Raw genomic sequence first — 14,808 nt, 5'->3', positions numbered from 1 at the left:
ACGAGCCTTTCGCGGGTTTCCAGCTAATTCGCTTTGGCGAACAGCGTCAGCATACGTGCGGACTCCAGCACAAGGGCATCCCGGCCGGCCTTGATGTACTTCCGGGAATCCACCACTGCAGGGTTGGCATCGAGGTACTCACGGACGGCGCGGGTGAAGAACCCGTTCAAATGTGTGGATACGTTGATCTTAGTCATACCCGCACGGATAGCGGCTATGAGCATGTCATCTGTCACACCGGAGGAGCCGTGGAGGACCAGTGGTTTTCCCACCGCGGTCTTCAGTCTGGTGATGAGGTGCAGGTCCAGCGCGGCGCTGCGTTCGGTCATGGCGTGGGAGGAGCCGACAGCAACGGCGAGCGCGTCCACGCCGGTTGCCTCAACGAATGAGTGGGCCTCGCCGGGGTCTGTTCGGACACCGGGAGCGTGGGCTCCGTCCTTGCCACCCACTTTTCCAAGCTCGGCTTCCACGTAGACACCGCGCTCGTGGGCATACTTTGCCACCCGCTGCGTGACTTCCACATTCCATTCGTACGGCAGGTGGGCGCCGTCGTACATGACGGAACCGAAACCAAGGTCCACGGCGGCGATCGCGAGATCTTCGGATTCTGCGTGGTCCAGGTGAAGGGCAACGGGTACAGCGGCGGAGCGCGCGATTGCCAGGGCTGCCGAAGCGATGGGTTCGAGTCCGCCGTGGTACTTGGCGCAGTTCTCGGAAATCTGCAGAATCAGTGGGACGCCGGCCGCTTCGGCCCCTGCCACCAGGCCCTCGGCAGTTTCGATGTGGATGATGTTGAACGCACCTTGGCCTGTTCCCGCGTCGGCGGCCCTGTCCATGAGTTCCCGAGTGTTGACCAGGGTCACCGGGTCTCCTTCCATGTCACGATCAATTGGTCCTGGAGTTCCTGGTACCGCGGCGAAATTTCACCTGCGGCAGGCATGAGCACGGCCGCGGCCGACCATGCGGTGGCCCGGCGAAGGATTTCGCGGGGCTCGGTGATGCCTTCGGCGAGTGCGACGGCGGCAGCCGCCACACCGGCGTCGCCTGCCCCTGTGGGGTTGCCACTGAGCGCTTCCGGCAAGCGGGCGCTCCAGTAGCCGCCCGGGGCGGCGTGGTCGAAGGCGAGCATGCCGTCCGCGCCGGCGCTGACGAGGACCGTGCGGGCACCCATGTCGATCAGGGCGAGGGCGGCTGCTTCAAGGCTGGACTCGCCCGTTGCTTCGGCCAGCTCGTGATGGTTTGGTTTGAGGATGTCGGCGCCGGCTTTGGCCGCAGCGATGATCCCGGGGCCGGAGGTGTCGATGATCGCCGGGATACCGGCGTCGTGGGCCAGGCGCACCAGTTCCGGGTAGAAGTCCGCGGGAGCGCCCGGCGGCAGGCTTCCCGAACCGACCAGAACGGAGGCCGGCAGGTTTCGGTTCCCGCTCACGGCCTCCACTACGGCGATCCGCAGTGAGCGCCAGTCATCCGGCAGAAGGGCCTGGCCCTCCTCGTTGAAGATGGACGTTTCCCCTGCAACGGTGTCCACCAGCGCGATGCTGCGGCGGGTTTCAGCTGCGACTCCCACCAGGGTGTGCGGCACGCCGCTGGTCCACAGTTCGGCTGCGAGGGTCTGCCCTGCCGCACCGCCGGTGGGCGCAATGGCGAGCACGGGGTACCCCAACTGGTGGGTTACTCGGGCTACGTTGATGCCCTTGCCTCCCGCACGGCTCAAGGGCGTGGGTACCCGGTGGCTGGAGCCCTCGGTGATTCCGTGGACGGTGTAGGTCATATCGATGGCCGGATTCGGAGTGACGGTAATAATGCGGTTCACGTTGGCTCGCTTCATCGTGTGCCTCGCAAAAGTGCCCGGGCGTTCAGTGCCGCGCCGAGCAAGCCGGCGTCCTGCCCCAGTTGGGCACGGATGAGATGGGGCCTGCGCTGGAAGTCCAGGATGGCGTCAACCCGCTTACGGAGTGGCTCGAGCAGCTCGTCGCCTGCTTCAGCGAGGCCTCCGCCGATCACCACGGCTTCTGTTCCCATGATGTTCACGCACTGACAGATAGTGAAGGCCAGGGCATCAACAGCATCGGCCCAAACACGTGCGGCCAGCGCATCTCCCGCGCTTGCCCTGAGCAACACACCTCGTGCACCGTCCACAGGGTTTCCCGATGCCCGGTGGTAACGCTTGGCAATTGCGCCTGCTGAGCCCACTGCTTCCAGGATGGTGGAGCCTGTGGCGTCCGGCCCGGCGTCGGGGTCCGGGACCTGGGCGTGGCCGAGTTCCCCGGCGAATCCCCCTGCGGTAACGGCCTTGCCGCCCGAGAACACAGCTGCAGCGATACCGGTTCCCACCACCATCACCACAACATCGTTGAACTCTTTGGAACCGCCAAAGCTGTGTTCCACAGCTGCAGCGGACCGGACGTCGTGATCGAACGCGACGGGTATGCCGAGCCGCTTTTCGGCTTCGGCTTTGAACGGGAAGTTGCGCCATCCAAGATTGGCGGAGTAGACACCCACTCCGGCCACGGAGTCCACGATTCCGGGGACGATGATGCCTGCTGCCTTGGCGGGGGCTTCCGGAAACTCCGAGGCCAACTCGGCTTTAAGCCCAGCTAGCCTGTCCAGGACCGCTTCGCCGGGGCGGGCCGGATCCAGCGGTGTAGGGACGCGGCGCATGCCCAGGACGGTTCCACGGGCGTCCACCAAACCAGCCTTGATGTCCGTCCCGCCAACGTCGAAAGACAGGACCGGTGATTCTGCGGCTCCGAGAACCATGATCGACTGCCTAGGCAGAGGCGTCGAGAATAACGGAGCGCGTCAAGTTGCGGGGCAGGTCCGGATTCAGCCCACGGACGCGTGCACGCTCCAGGGTGACTTTGTGGACACGTGCCAGTTCGGCCAGGGGGTGCTTATCCGTGTGGATGTAAAGGGCGCCGGTGACGGCCATGTCACTGTCCAAACCCTCGGGCTGGGTTCCGAACAGCCAGGTGACCCGGCCGGGGGCAGCGATGGAGATGGGGCCGTGGCGGTATTCCATGGCAGGGTATGACTCGGTCCAACCCTGCACGGCTTCGCGCATTTTCAAGCCGGCTTCGTGGGCCAGCCCAACCGTCCAGCCGGTGCCGAGGAAGGTGAATTGCTCGGCGTCCAGGAGTTCCTGGGAGACCTCTGCCGTCACTGCGTCACGGGCATCCTCGATTGCCTGCTGCACATCGATGCCAAGGCTGGTCAGCATGTAGACCAGCGCCGTGGTGGCGAAGCGGGTCTGCACCACGGAGCGCTCATCGGCGTAGTGGAGGCCCACCACGGCGTCTGCCAGCTCGACGATCGGTGAGGAGGTGTCACCGATGATGGCCACGGTGGGGACAATCCCCTTCAACTCAGCCAGAATCTCGAGCACCTCAGTGGTGGTACCCGACCGGGTGATGGCCACAACGGCGTCGTACTGGCGATCGGCGCTGTTGCTGTTCAGGAAAGCCTCCGACGCGGCGAACGCATCGGTGACCCCCTTACCGGCGGATTCGCGGGCAGCGGCGTAGCTCTGGGCCATGAACCACGATGTGCCACAGCCGATCACGGCGATGCGCTTGCCGTCCGCTGGAAGCAACTGCTCCGTACGGGCCTGCTCCACGGCGCGCTGCCAAACCTCGGGTTGGGAAACCAGCTCTTCTTCCATGAAGGCACCCAGTGTGTTCTCGCTCATCGTGTGTTCCGCTCCCGCTCAGCTTAATGACGTTTTCTGATCTATAGAAACACTAAACGATCATTTTCGATCTCACAAGGATCATCCGAGTGCAAAGACTGCTCAGTAACTGCGCGTTACCGGCGGGGAGCGTGAAACCCGATAAAGAAGGGCTGCGTTCCAACTGGAACGCAGCCCTTCTTTCTTGTTCTTAACTTGTCCTTAGACAGCGCGGACGCCGGCCCGCCACACCAAATGTGTCAACGGAATCCCGGGACGGTACGCCAGATGCGTGGCCGACGGAGCCTTCAGCATGTGCAAATCTGCGCGATGTCCGACGCTGAGCGAACCCACCGCCCGCTCGCCGTCGACGTCGTTCCCGGCCTCACGGCCCAGCGCCAAAGCGCCGCCGTACGTCGCCGCACGGACGGCTTCATGAACGCTCAGGTGCATCTGAAGCACAGCCGTGGTGACGCAGAAGGCCATGGAGCTGGTGTAAGAGGTCCCCGGGTTGCAGTTGGCCGCAAGGGCGATTTGAACACCGGCGTCGATCAGTTCACGGCCTGGCGCCAGGGGCTGCCGGGTGGACAGATCACAAGCAGGAAGGCAGGTTGCGACGGTACCGCGATTGCCCGTGCCACTGGCCGGGTCCCAGCTTTCCCACGTTTCCGCGAGCGCCGCGATGTCCTTTTCCGAGAGATAGTTGACGTGGTCCACGCTCGCCGCCGCAAACTCAACAGCCAGCGCCACTCCTGGGCCCTCCCCGAGCTGATTGCCGTGGACCCTGAGGCCCAGCCCGGCGTTGCGGGCAGCAGTGAGGACCCGACGCGACTGGTCCTCCGTGAACGCACCCCGCTCGCAGAAGACGTCAGCCCAGCGGACATGCGGCAGGACGGCTTCCAACATGGGGCCACACACCAGGTCCGTATACTCCTCAGGATCGGAGCCGTTCGGAACCAGATGCGCGCCCAGATAGGTGACCTCGTCCACTTCGGCTGCTGCGATGCGGGCGCTGCGGGCCTCGTTCTCCACGTCCAACCCGTAGCCGGTCTTGCTCTCCAGGTACGTGGTTCCTTGCGAGACCGCTTCGGCTACACGGTCCCGCACGAGGCGGGTAAGTTCGTCGTCGCTGACGCTGCGCGTTGCACCCGTGGTGACGGCGATCCCGCCTGCGCTGTAGCTTTCGCCAGCCATGCGGGCCTCGAACTCGGCGGTGCGGTCACCTGCGAAGACGAGGTGCGAATGCGAGTCAACCCAGCCGGGCAGGACGGCGCGGCCTTCGGCGTCGATCCTTTCATCAGCGGACGGGGCGTCTTTGGCAGTGCCGATCCATGAAATCCGTTCGCCTTCGATCACGATGGCGGCATCCTTCAGGACCCGACGCTCCAGGTCCTGGGTCATCAGTTCGCCGATGTTGGTAATGACGGTGCTGCTTTTGTTCCCGCTCGTGATTCCGCTCATGCCCCTATTGTTCAGCGTCGGATGGACCAGCGTACGGCCGCAAGCTGCTCCGCTGTCCGGGATTCCGGACTGTCCTCCTTCACCTCGCCGAGGATCAGTGCTGCGGCCAGCTCGGCAATGGCGGAGGATGTTTGGAAACCGTAGCCCCCTTGACCGGCGAGCCAGAAGAAACCTGGCGCTTCGGCGTCGAAACCCACTACCGGGATTCCGTCCGCCGCTTCTGTCCTGAGGCCCGTCCAGGCACGGTCCACGGAGCGGATTCCAAGGGAAGTGACCGTGTTGAGTTTGGCGATCAATGTCTCCACGTCCCCGGAGTAGGGTTTCGCGTCCTCGGCTCCGCTGGGCACGGTTTCCGACGGCGAAATCAACACCTGGTTGCCCTCAGCGCGGAAGTAGAACGAGTTATCAGCGGCACACACCATGGGCGTTTCCGGCGTCAGTGGATTCTCAACGTTCACAATCGCCGCTGTCCGGCGGTACGGCTGCAGTCCCAGCTTTTCCACACCGCTTATGACAGCCAACTCGTCCGCCCAGGCACCTGCTGCGTTAACCACGACGCCGGATTGGAATCCCTCCGTACCCGCGCCCAGCTGCCAGCCGCTCCCCAGCCGCTGCGCTGAGTGCACTTTGGCCCCGGTGATGATGTCCACACCCGCAGTTTCCGCCGTTCGCCGGTGCTCCTCGAGAAGCAGGGGCGCGTTGCAGCCGAAAGAGCCGTTATCCAGTCCTGCTGCTGTGAAGGATGCGGGCTTCAGTGCCGGGCACAGCTTCATCGCCTCGTCGTGGGTAATGGTGTGCATATTGCCGCTGGCCTCGGCCTGTACCGTTTCTTCGTCCCCCACCAGCATGAAGCCACGGGGTGTGAGGATGGGCGTTGTTGCCTCCGCGTCCCGGGCGGCAAGCATTTCGAGGGTGTGGATTGTCAGATCCTGGACCACGGCCGGACCGTAGCTGGGGATCAGTTGCCGGGCAGAGCGGGAGGAAGTGTGGAAAGCCAGGGACTGCTCGGCCTCGACAAGGGCCACAGTGCATTTGCCTGCCAGCGCCGCAGCCAACGAGAGTCCGCCAATGCCGCCGCCAACGATTACCACGTCATAGTTCGAAGCCATGGCTCCATCCTGACAGACCGGACGCTCTCTCACATCCCAAGCCCTTCAGCCGAACGCTCTCTCACTTTCGTCAAGAAAGTGAGAGACGGTCCGCCCCAAACCCGAGGGACGTGAGAGACGGTCCGCCCCAAACCCCAGGGACGTGAGAGACGGTCCGCCCTAGACCCGCGTGATGTGAGCGAGCGTTGCTTAGGCGACCGCGGCGCGACTCTTGACGAACGCCTGAACGCACGCTTCGACGTCGTCCGCGCTGTGCGCAGCGGAGAGCTGCACGCGGATGCGGGCCACGCCCTTCGGCACTACGGGGAAGCTGAAGGCCGTGACGAAAACGCCGTTGTTGAGCATTTCGTCGGCAACCTTTGCAGCAACCACGGCATCGCCGAACATCACGGGGATGATGGCGTGTTCGCCCTCGAGGAGTTCGAAGCCTTCTTCGCTCATGCGGCGACGGAACAGCGCTGCGTTCTCGAACAGGCGGGTACGGAGTTCGCCGGACTCCTGCACGAGCTCGATCGCTTTGATGGTTGCCGCAACGATGGCCGGGGCAAGCGAGTTGGAGAACAGGTACGGGCGCGCCTTTTGACGGAGCATCGCCACGATTTCGCCGCGACCGGAAACGTAACCACCCGAGGCGCCGCCGAGAGCCTTGCCGAAGGTGCCGGTGTAGATGTCTACGCGCTCGGAAACGCCGGCGTGCTCAGGGGTGCCGGCGCCGGTGGCGCCCATGAAGCCGACGGCGTGGGAGTCGTCCACCATGACCAAGGCGTCATGCTTCTCGGCGAGGTCGCAGATGGCCTCAAGCGGAGCGAGGTACCCGTCCATGGAGAAGACGCCGTCCGTGACGATGATCTTCCGGCGGGAGCCCTCGGCCTCAACCAGTTTGGCTTCGAGGTCTGCCATGTCCTGGTTGGCGTAGCGGAAGCGCTTGGCCTTGCTCAGGCGGATGCCGTCGATGATGGACGCGTGGTTCAGGGAGTCGGAGATGATGGCGTCTTCAGGACCGAAGAGGGACTCGAACACGCCACCGTTGGCGTCGAAGCAGCTGGAGAAGAGGATGGTGTCCTCGGTCCCCAGGAACTTGGAGACGCGGTTCTCAAGCTCCAGGTGAAGGTCCTGGGTTCCGCAAATGAAGCGTACCGACGCCATACCGAAGCCGCGCTCGTCCATCGCTGACTTGGCGGCGGCGATGATGTCCGGGTGGTCGGCCAGGCCCAGGTAGTTGTTGGCGCAGAAGTTCAGGACCTTGTTGGCCGGCTCGCCGAGCTGGCCCGCTGCGATGTGGCTGGCCTGCGGGGAATCGATGTGGCGTTCTGTCTTGAAGAGTCCGGCGCTGCGGATCTCGTCCAGTTCGCCCTGCAGTTGGTCTTTGATGGCTGAGTACATGGTGCTCCTAAGGTCTTTGGCGATCCGTTGGCAGTGCGTTCCGTTACAGTTCGGTCCAGTCGAGGACCACTTTGCCGCCGGTTCCGTTGCGGGCAATTTCGAAGCCCTTTTCCCAGTCGGCTGCGGACAGTTTGTCTGTGACGACGGCGGAGATGCTGCGGTGCAGCACGGGGTTGGAGGACAGCATGGCGCTCATGGCGTACCAGGTCTCGAACATTTCACGGCCGTAGATGCCCTTAAGCGTGAGCATGTGGGTCACTACCTTGCCCCAATCAATGTCGATGGACTGGCTGGGTAGGCCAAGCATGGCGATGCGGCCGCCGTGGTTCATGTTGTCGATCATCTCAGGCAGTGCCGTGGGGTGTCCCGACATTTCCAGTCCGATGTCGAAGCCTTCGCGCATGCCCAGTTCCTGCTGCGCTTCGCGAACGCGCATCTTTGAAACGTCGACTGCAAGGTCCACGCCCATCTGGCGAGCCAGCTCCAGGCGCGGTGCGGACACGTCCGTAATCGCGATCTTGCGGGCACCTGCGTGGCGGGCGACGGCGATGGCCATCAGGCCGATGGGCCCGGCACCGGTGATCAGCACGTCTTCGCCGACCAGCGGGAAGCTCAGCGCGGTGTGGACGGCATTGCCGAAGGGGTCGAAGATGGCGCCGAGTTCAGGGGTAACTGACTCGTCGTGGTGGACCCAGACATTGGTTTCCGGGATGACGACGAATTCGGCGAAGGCACCATCGCGCTGCACGCCGACGGAGACGGTGTGGATGCACATCTGGCGACGTCCAGCACGGCAGTTGCGGCAGATTCCGCACACCACGTGGCCTTCGCCGGAGACCTTGTCCCCTACCTTGACGTCACGGACATCCTCACCGATTTCCACTACTTCGCCATAGAACTCGTGGCCGGCAATGAGGGGCGTTTCGATGATGCCCTGCGCCCAGGCGTCCCAGCTCTGGATGTGGAGGTCGGTGCCGCAGATACCGGTGGTCATCACACGGATCTTGACGTCGTTGGGGCCCGCTTGGGGCTCTGGACGTTCGACGAGTTCGAACCCTGCGTGGGGTCCGGATTTGTAGAGAGCCTTCATGGAATTCCTCACTGCCGGGGCTGCTTCACTGCTGCTGAATCCATTAGAGCCCCGCGCATGATTTAGCACAACTAGAATCTTCTCAATCAACGATTTAGTATTTGCTAATGGAAATTCATCAGTTGCAGATGCTTCGCGAACTCGGAGACCTGGGAAGCGTGAAGGCTGTCGCTGAGACTTTGATGGTGACTCCGTCGGCAGTTTCACAACAGCTCGCACTGCTACAGAAATCCGTGGACGTGCCGTTGACGCGCAAAGAAGGCCGGGCTCTGGTGCTCACGGATGCAGGCCGCGTCCTGGCAGAGGCGGGTGCCGCCGTCGTGAACGCCATGGCAGACGCGCGGGCCGCGATCGGCGCCTATCACGACGCTCCGGACGCGCCCGTGAGCGTCAGCGCTTTTCACAGCGCGGGGCAGGCGCTGTTTGCGCCTTTGGCGGCACTGTTAGCGTCCGACGGCGGGAAGTCGCCTCGCCTGCGCCTCTCCGATGAGGATGTGGCGCAGGAGGATTTCCCGGGGTTGGCCGCACGGTACGACCTCGTTTTGGCTCACCGCATGGACAACAGCCCGTCCTGGCCGGAAGACAAGGTAGCGGTGCTTCCACTCGCCGATGAGCCTCTGGACGTTGCGCTCCCCGCGGATCACCCGCTGGCATCCCGGCGCGAACTGGAGCCGTCCGACGTCGTGGGTGAATCCTGGGTGACCAGCCGCGACGGCTACTCCCCTGCAGACGTCCTTGCCGCCGTCGTTGCTGTGAGTGGACGACCGGCAGAGGTACTGCACCGCATTAACGACTATTCGACGGTGGCCGCGCTGGTGTCTGCCGGTGGCGCGATCGGGCTGTTGCCGCGGTTCACGGCACGCCGTGTGTTGGACGCCGGAGTGCTGCTGCGTCCGCTGTCGGGAGTGAATTCGGTCCGCAAGATCGACATCCTGGCCCGGCCGGAGACGCTGAAGCGAAAATCGGTCATGACGGTTTGCGAGTCACTTCAAACCGTCATGACCGAGCTTGTCGAACTATCGAGCCCCCGCTCACCCAACTAGGTAGCAGCACACGCCGTTATGAATGTTGAGAACGGCCTCATCTGCGACCTACTTGGTCAGTCGCGGACCAGGGCGGGCTGGCCGGCGTCGAAATACTCCACCAGTTCGGCCGGCAGCTCCGGTACCTCGCGGGCCGAGCCGTCACCGCGTAGGGATTCTGCCGCGAGGATGCCGGCCACTACAGCCTGTCGCGCTGCAATCGGGCTTGTCTGGGTCTGGCCGCCGTCGGAGGCAAAGCGCAGGAATTCCTCGATCAACCGGGGATCGGCACCGCCGTGGCCACCCTCGCCGTCCTCAATGGTGATGACCTCGTCCGGCACCGCATAGCCGGACGTCCGGCTGGTCCACACGTTGATGGTTTCTCCCGGCCCATCGCCAAGGTTCTCGATCCGGCCCTTGGTGCCGATGACGGTGTAGTTCCGCCAGTAGTCCGGCGTGAAGTGGCACTGCTGGTAGCTGGCCAGGACGCCGTTATCCAGCACCATGTTCATCATGGAAATGTCCTCGACGTCGATCACTTCCGCCAGGTCCTTCTGCTCGGTGGGCGGCCAGTTGTCCATGGAGAACCAGTCCCCCATGCGCTTGCCGGCGTTGTTGCTGCGGTTGGCCACGTCGCCGTAGACCGCAAGATCTCCGACGGCGGCAACCCGCTTGGTGTATCCGCCGGCCAGCCAGTGGATCACGTCGATGTCGTGGGCACCTTTTTGGAGGAGAAGGGACGTGACGTTGGCGCGCTGGGCGTGCCAGTCCTTGAAGTAGTAATCTCCCCCGTGCCCCACAAAGTGGCGGCACCAGACCGCTTTGATGTCGCCGATCCTGCCGTCCTCGATCAGTTGGCGCATCTGGACCACCACGGGCATGTGGCGCATGTTGTGGCCCACGTACAAACGCGTCCCGGTCTCGTAAGCCGTCTTCAGGATCAGGTCCGCAGCCTCCACTGTGATGTCCAGTGGCTTTTCGCAGAAGGTGGGGATGCCCGCCTTGAGCGTTCGGACAGCGACGGCGGCGTGCTGGTTATCGGGGGTCAGGACCAGGACGGCGTCGATTCTGCTGCTCAGCAGCTCCTCAAGATCCCCTGTGACGCGGGCCGACGGGATGCGTTCAGCGGCGTCTGCCCGGCCACGGTCACTGAGGTCACAAACAACAGTGACCTCGGAGCCTTGGCCCGGCTTGTGGGCGTGCTTCCACAGCCCTGAACGCAGGCCGAAACCCACGATGCCGACCTTCAAATCCTTTTCCATGATGTGCAATTTCCTTCTGCTGATTCCTAGTAAAGCTTGGTTGCAGCGCTGCGGTGCGGCGCCGATTCTCGGACGAACAAGTGCCAGGGGAAGTCGAGGACGCCGGGTGACTCCGGCGCGGGGTGACCTGTTGCCCGCCGTAGGAGCAGCCGGGCGAGTTTGTCGAAGAAGTCAACAGGGCCCACGGTGCTCAGTGACGGTGACATCCGTTCGCCCTCCACGGTGTTGCCCACACCGATGATGTCCACGTCGGTGCCCACGGCGAGGCCCAGGCGCTGGGCTGCGTTGATAGCACTTACTGCCGCGTAGTCCGTGGTGGCATAGATGGCGGTGGGGCGGTCCGGCAGGCTCAACAGTCGCGTTGCCGCCGCGTAAGCCCCCGCGCTGGTGCCGTCGAACAGGCCCACGTAGTCGTCCCGTTCCTGGATCTTCGCCGCGGCCAAGGCATCCGAGTAGGCCCGGTATCTGGTCCCGCCAGAGGTGCCCGCTACCGTTGCCGGGGTCAGGCAGGCAATCCTCCGGTGGCCGTGGAGCAGATGCTCCACGGCCATGCGGCAGCCGGGTCCGGCGATGGAACGGATGACATCGAAGCCGTCCGCTTGTACCTCTTCGTCAAACACCACCAGCGTGGTGCCGTGCTCGGCGAGCTTGCGCAGGGCTTCCCGCTGATCAGGACGGACCGCATCCACGAACACGGCATCGGCATTGTGCGTACCCAGAACTTTGACCCAATCGGCGTCACCCAGGATCATCGGTGTGACGCCCTGCGGGACTGCCGCCTTCTGAACAGCCTCAATGACGGACAACGACCACGGATCGGACAGCATGGTCAATGACAGGATCACTGTATTCGTGCGTCCCGTCCGGATGGCGCGGGCCGCCTGGTTGGGGCGATAGCCAAGCCGCTCCGCAGCGGCCTTGACCTTTTCCGCCGTTGGATCCGACACTCCTGGTCCGCCATCACCGCGGCGACCCGAAAGCACGTAGGAAACCGTGGCCGTGGAGACGCCCGCCAGTTCGGCCACCATGCGGATGGTCGGCCTTACTCCTGTGCTGCTCGCTTTTGCCATGGTTCCCCCTGCTGTGTTCTTCGTATCTGCGTGTTGGTTCGTTGCTGGTTTGAGGCTAGCTCCTGAATACCGGCGCGTTGGGGTCCAACGCGGCCTGGTATTCATCGCGCATCTTGTCGCCGCCTTCGCTCTTCCAGCGCTTGACCGCGTCCTTGAGTTCGTCGATCTTGGCGCGGCCGGTAATGATGTCCACTACCTTGTCGCGCAGCTGCTTGGTGATCTTGGCGCCCACCTTGGCGTTGGTGTCCGAGTAGGAACCGTTGGTGGGGTTACGCCACGCGAACTCAAGCAGTTTTTCTTCCTGCTGGCTGACGTAGCGTGTGTCGTCGTCGAAACCCGGATTGAAGATGACGTTCTCCGGGCTGGACATGATGTTCAACGCCGAAACCAGGCCGGGCGCATTGGTGGTGCCTGTTTCGGTGCGCGCCGGGTTGCCCGCGGCGTCGATGGTGTAGTCCTGGCCCAGCTCGCCGAAGTTCTTCTGCATGTACTCCACCGTGCCGAACGGCGCCGACAGGTAGTTGATCAGCGCCAGCAGCTCGCGGATCTTGCCCTCTTCAGCCTTCTTGAACGGGGTGAAGCCCACGGTTCCGTAGCCCATGTCGTAGACGGGCTTGACCTTGCCGTCTGCACTGAACGGAATCAGGATGTCGAACCGGGCGTCTTTGTTCAGGGCACGGTAGCTGCGGATGTCGTGCGGACCCACCACCACTTGGGCTGCCACGCTGCCGTTGGCGACGCGCGACCGGATGTCCGTCGCTTTGGAGTCAGGGTAGAAGACTCCCGCTGCGAACATCTTGGCGGTGAACTCGACGCCGGCCATGTATTCGTCGGTTTCGTACAGGTGGGTGAGGGTGCGATCCTTATTGACGGCCCAGCTGTTCGGGGCACCAAACCATTCAGTGACCATGTGGAGGGCATTGATGTATGCGGGTTCCAGCGCGTACTTCTGGTCGCCGGGACGGGTCAGTTCCTTGGCTTTTTCCAAAAATTCTTCGGCACTGGCAGCTCCGAAGCCACCCACCTGGGCCCACATCTCGTGGTTGCCTAGGTACACCTGACCGAACGGGGTGCTGGGGATGGGAGCTCCCCAGATCTTCCCGTTCACGACGGCGGTCTTCCAGGAATCGGGCTTCAGCGCCGCCAGGTTGGGGTACTCAAGGACAGCGTCACCGGAGAGATACGGCGTCAGGTCCTGGAACTTGGCTTCGAGCATCGGACCGACGTTGGGGATGCCCTGGTTCGGCGGAACCCACATCATGTCCGGAAGATCGTTGCTGGCCAGGACAGTGGCGAACTTTGCCGGGTACCCGTCTCCGATATCTTCGGCGATTTGCAGCTCCAGGTCGCCGCCGAGCTTGGAATTGAGGCGCTGCCAGAAGGGGTTGTCCTTCAGGCCCGGGCTCATGGTCTCGAAGGTTTCGGTCAGGCCGGTGACCTTGCCCTTGAGCGGCGGCGTTTTGACGGACTGCACAGCAGTGGGCAGTTTGAAGTAGCCGGCTTGGAGGCCCTTGGCGTTGCCCGCGATGTCCGGGGTGACGCCGGTGAATTCCTTGTACGTTGGCAGCTTGACCGACGCGGAGGCAGCCGCGCCTCCGTTGCTCGCGGCTCCGCCACCACCGCAGGCGGACAAACCTGCAGCGGTCACGGCCAGGCCGGCAAGGCCAAGGAAACCGCGGCGGCTGAATCCAGCCTGAGAGGTAGTGCTCGTCATGGCATAACCCTTTCTGGTTACTTGCTTCATTTCTGAGGATTTTGAGTTTCGGTCATTAAGGAGCTGTATCAGCCCTTGACGGCGCCAGTGATGACGCCCTTGGCAAAGTGTTTTTGGAGGAACGGGTAGACCATCAGGATCGGGACGAGTGCCACCACCACAACGGCCATCTGGATGGACTGCGGCGGCGGAGTGGTGGTGATTCCCAACTGGTCCGCTGCACCGCTGCCCTGGACCACGAAGTTGCGGAGCAGCAACTGGATGGGCCACTTGCTGTGATCGTTGATGTAGAGCAGGGCGTTGAAGAACGAGTTCCAGAACCCGACCGCGTAAAACAGACCGACGACGGCGATCACGGCTTTGGACAGCGGCATCACAATCCGCCACAGGATTTGCCAGTCGTTGGCGCCGTCGATCCTGGCACTTTCGATCAGTTCACCCGGGATGTTCATGAAGAACGAACGCATCACCACAAAGTTGAAGGCCCCGAAGATTCCCGGGAGGATCAGCGACCACAACGAATCCAGGAGACCGAGTTGGCGGATCATCAGGAACGACGGAATCAGGCCCGGCGCAAAAAGGAGAGTGAACAGGACTGCGAGGATCACCGGCCGGCCGAACAGAACCGTGCGGCTGGTGGCGTAAGCCATGGTGATGGTGACGAACAGCGCCAGGATGGTGCCAACCGCTGTGACCAGCATGCTGACCCCGAGTGATTGCAGCACCATGGGTCCCTTGAAGATGGTGGCGTAGGCCTCCAAGGTTGGACGTTCCGGCCAGAGCACGAACCCGCCGGCCTCCACGAGCTGTTCAGTGTCGGCGAGGGAGGTTGAGACCACCAGCAGAATGGGCGTCAGGATGGACAAGCTGAAGACAATCAGGACTACCGCTTTGACCGTTTGATACAGGGCGGAAGGTTTTTCCTTCCACACGGGGCGCTTGGGGTTGTAGCTAAGCTCCCGGGGTTTCTTGGTGAAAAGTGTTGTTGCCATGGGGTTCTCCTTGTGCGACAGGCGCGCGGGTCAGCGTG

Annotated in this window: 13 protein-coding genes; 1 reads left to right on the top strand and 12 read right to left on the bottom strand. The window is 63.2% G+C overall.

Annotated elements, in window-relative coordinates; translation table 11 throughout:
* Positions 1-23: 23 nt before the first annotated feature.
* The 8 genes from KCX59_RS07645 to tdh form a co-directional block, all read right to left on the bottom strand.
* Positions 24-878, bottom strand: a complete 855-nt coding sequence (locus KCX59_RS07645; protein ID WP_178996459.1) for a class II fructose-bisphosphate aldolase — start codon at positions 876-878, stop codon at positions 24-26.
* On the bottom strand, positions 860-1,828 hold the full coding sequence (locus tag KCX59_RS07640; protein WP_017199380.1) for a 1-phosphofructokinase family hexose kinase: 969 nt from the start codon (positions 1,826-1,828) through the stop codon (positions 860-862). The genes KCX59_RS07645 and KCX59_RS07640 overlap by 19 nt, the downstream gene beginning before the upstream one ends.
* Positions 1,825-2,760 (bottom strand): ROK family protein, encoded by a 936-nt coding sequence (locus tag KCX59_RS07635; RefSeq protein WP_178996461.1) that lies wholly within the window; start codon positions 2,758-2,760, stop codon positions 1,825-1,827. Before KCX59_RS07635 ends, KCX59_RS07640 begins: the two co-directional genes overlap by 4 nt.
* Before the next feature lie 10 nt (positions 2,761-2,770).
* Complete coding sequence (locus tag KCX59_RS07630) at positions 2,771-3,688, bottom strand: SIS domain-containing protein (RefSeq protein ID WP_179019084.1); 918 nt, start codon at positions 3,686-3,688, stop codon at positions 2,771-2,773.
* A 201-nt stretch (positions 3,689-3,889) separates the two neighbouring features.
* Positions 3,890-5,128 (bottom strand): imidazolonepropionase, encoded by a 1,239-nt coding sequence (hutI, locus tag KCX59_RS07625; protein WP_218649671.1) that lies wholly within the window; start codon positions 5,126-5,128, stop codon positions 3,890-3,892.
* Positions 5,129-5,139: 11 nt separating this feature from the next.
* Positions 5,140-6,237, bottom strand: coding sequence for an NAD(P)/FAD-dependent oxidoreductase (locus KCX59_RS07620; RefSeq protein WP_179019087.1), 1,098 nt, complete (start codon positions 6,235-6,237; stop codon positions 5,140-5,142).
* A gap of 189 nt (positions 6,238-6,426) precedes the next feature.
* Positions 6,427-7,620, bottom strand: coding sequence for a glycine C-acetyltransferase (locus tag KCX59_RS07615; RefSeq protein ID WP_178996467.1), 1,194 nt, complete (start codon positions 7,618-7,620; stop codon positions 6,427-6,429).
* 43 nt (positions 7,621-7,663) lie between these two features.
* Positions 7,664-8,710 (bottom strand): L-threonine 3-dehydrogenase, encoded by a 1,047-nt coding sequence (tdh, locus tag KCX59_RS07610; protein WP_179019089.1) that lies wholly within the window; start codon positions 8,708-8,710, stop codon positions 7,664-7,666.
* Between the two features lie 107 nt (positions 8,711-8,817).
* Between tdh and KCX59_RS07605 the strand changes: the two genes are divergently transcribed.
* Positions 8,818-9,753: a LysR family transcriptional regulator gene (locus KCX59_RS07605; protein ID WP_179019091.1), complete on the top strand. Its 936-nt coding sequence runs from the start codon at positions 8,818-8,820 to the stop codon at positions 9,751-9,753.
* Between the two features lie 56 nt (positions 9,754-9,809).
* Here the strand turns inward: KCX59_RS07605 and KCX59_RS07600 are convergent, their stop codons facing one another.
* The 4 genes from KCX59_RS07600 to KCX59_RS07585 form a co-directional block, all read right to left on the bottom strand.
* Positions 9,810-11,003 (bottom strand): Gfo/Idh/MocA family protein, encoded by a 1,194-nt coding sequence (locus KCX59_RS07600; protein WP_179019092.1) that lies wholly within the window; start codon positions 11,001-11,003, stop codon positions 9,810-9,812.
* A 17-nt stretch (positions 11,004-11,020) separates the two neighbouring features.
* The gene (locus KCX59_RS07595) at positions 11,021-12,064 is read right to left on the bottom strand and encodes a LacI family DNA-binding transcriptional regulator (protein WP_179019094.1); all 1,044 of its coding nucleotides are present in this window, start codon (positions 12,062-12,064) and stop codon (positions 11,021-11,023) included.
* Positions 12,065-12,119: 55 nt separating this feature from the next.
* A complete protein-coding gene (locus tag KCX59_RS07590; protein ID WP_179019096.1) occupies positions 12,120-13,778 on the bottom strand; it encodes a sugar ABC transporter substrate-binding protein in 1,659 nt (552 codons plus the stop codon).
* Positions 13,779-13,846: 68 nt separating this feature from the next.
* Positions 13,847-14,770, bottom strand: coding sequence for a carbohydrate ABC transporter permease (locus KCX59_RS07585; RefSeq protein ID WP_091466299.1), 924 nt, complete (start codon positions 14,768-14,770; stop codon positions 13,847-13,849).
* Positions 14,771-14,808 lie beyond the last annotated feature (38 nt).

It is taken from the genome of Paenarthrobacter nitroguajacolicus, from assembly GCF_051027655.1.
GTDB classification, from domain to species: Bacteria; Actinomycetota; Actinomycetes; order Actinomycetales; family Micrococcaceae; genus Arthrobacter; species Arthrobacter nitroguajacolicus.
Note: the sequence above shows the minus strand (reverse complement) of the source record. Positions and strands in the feature narration are given on the sequence as shown.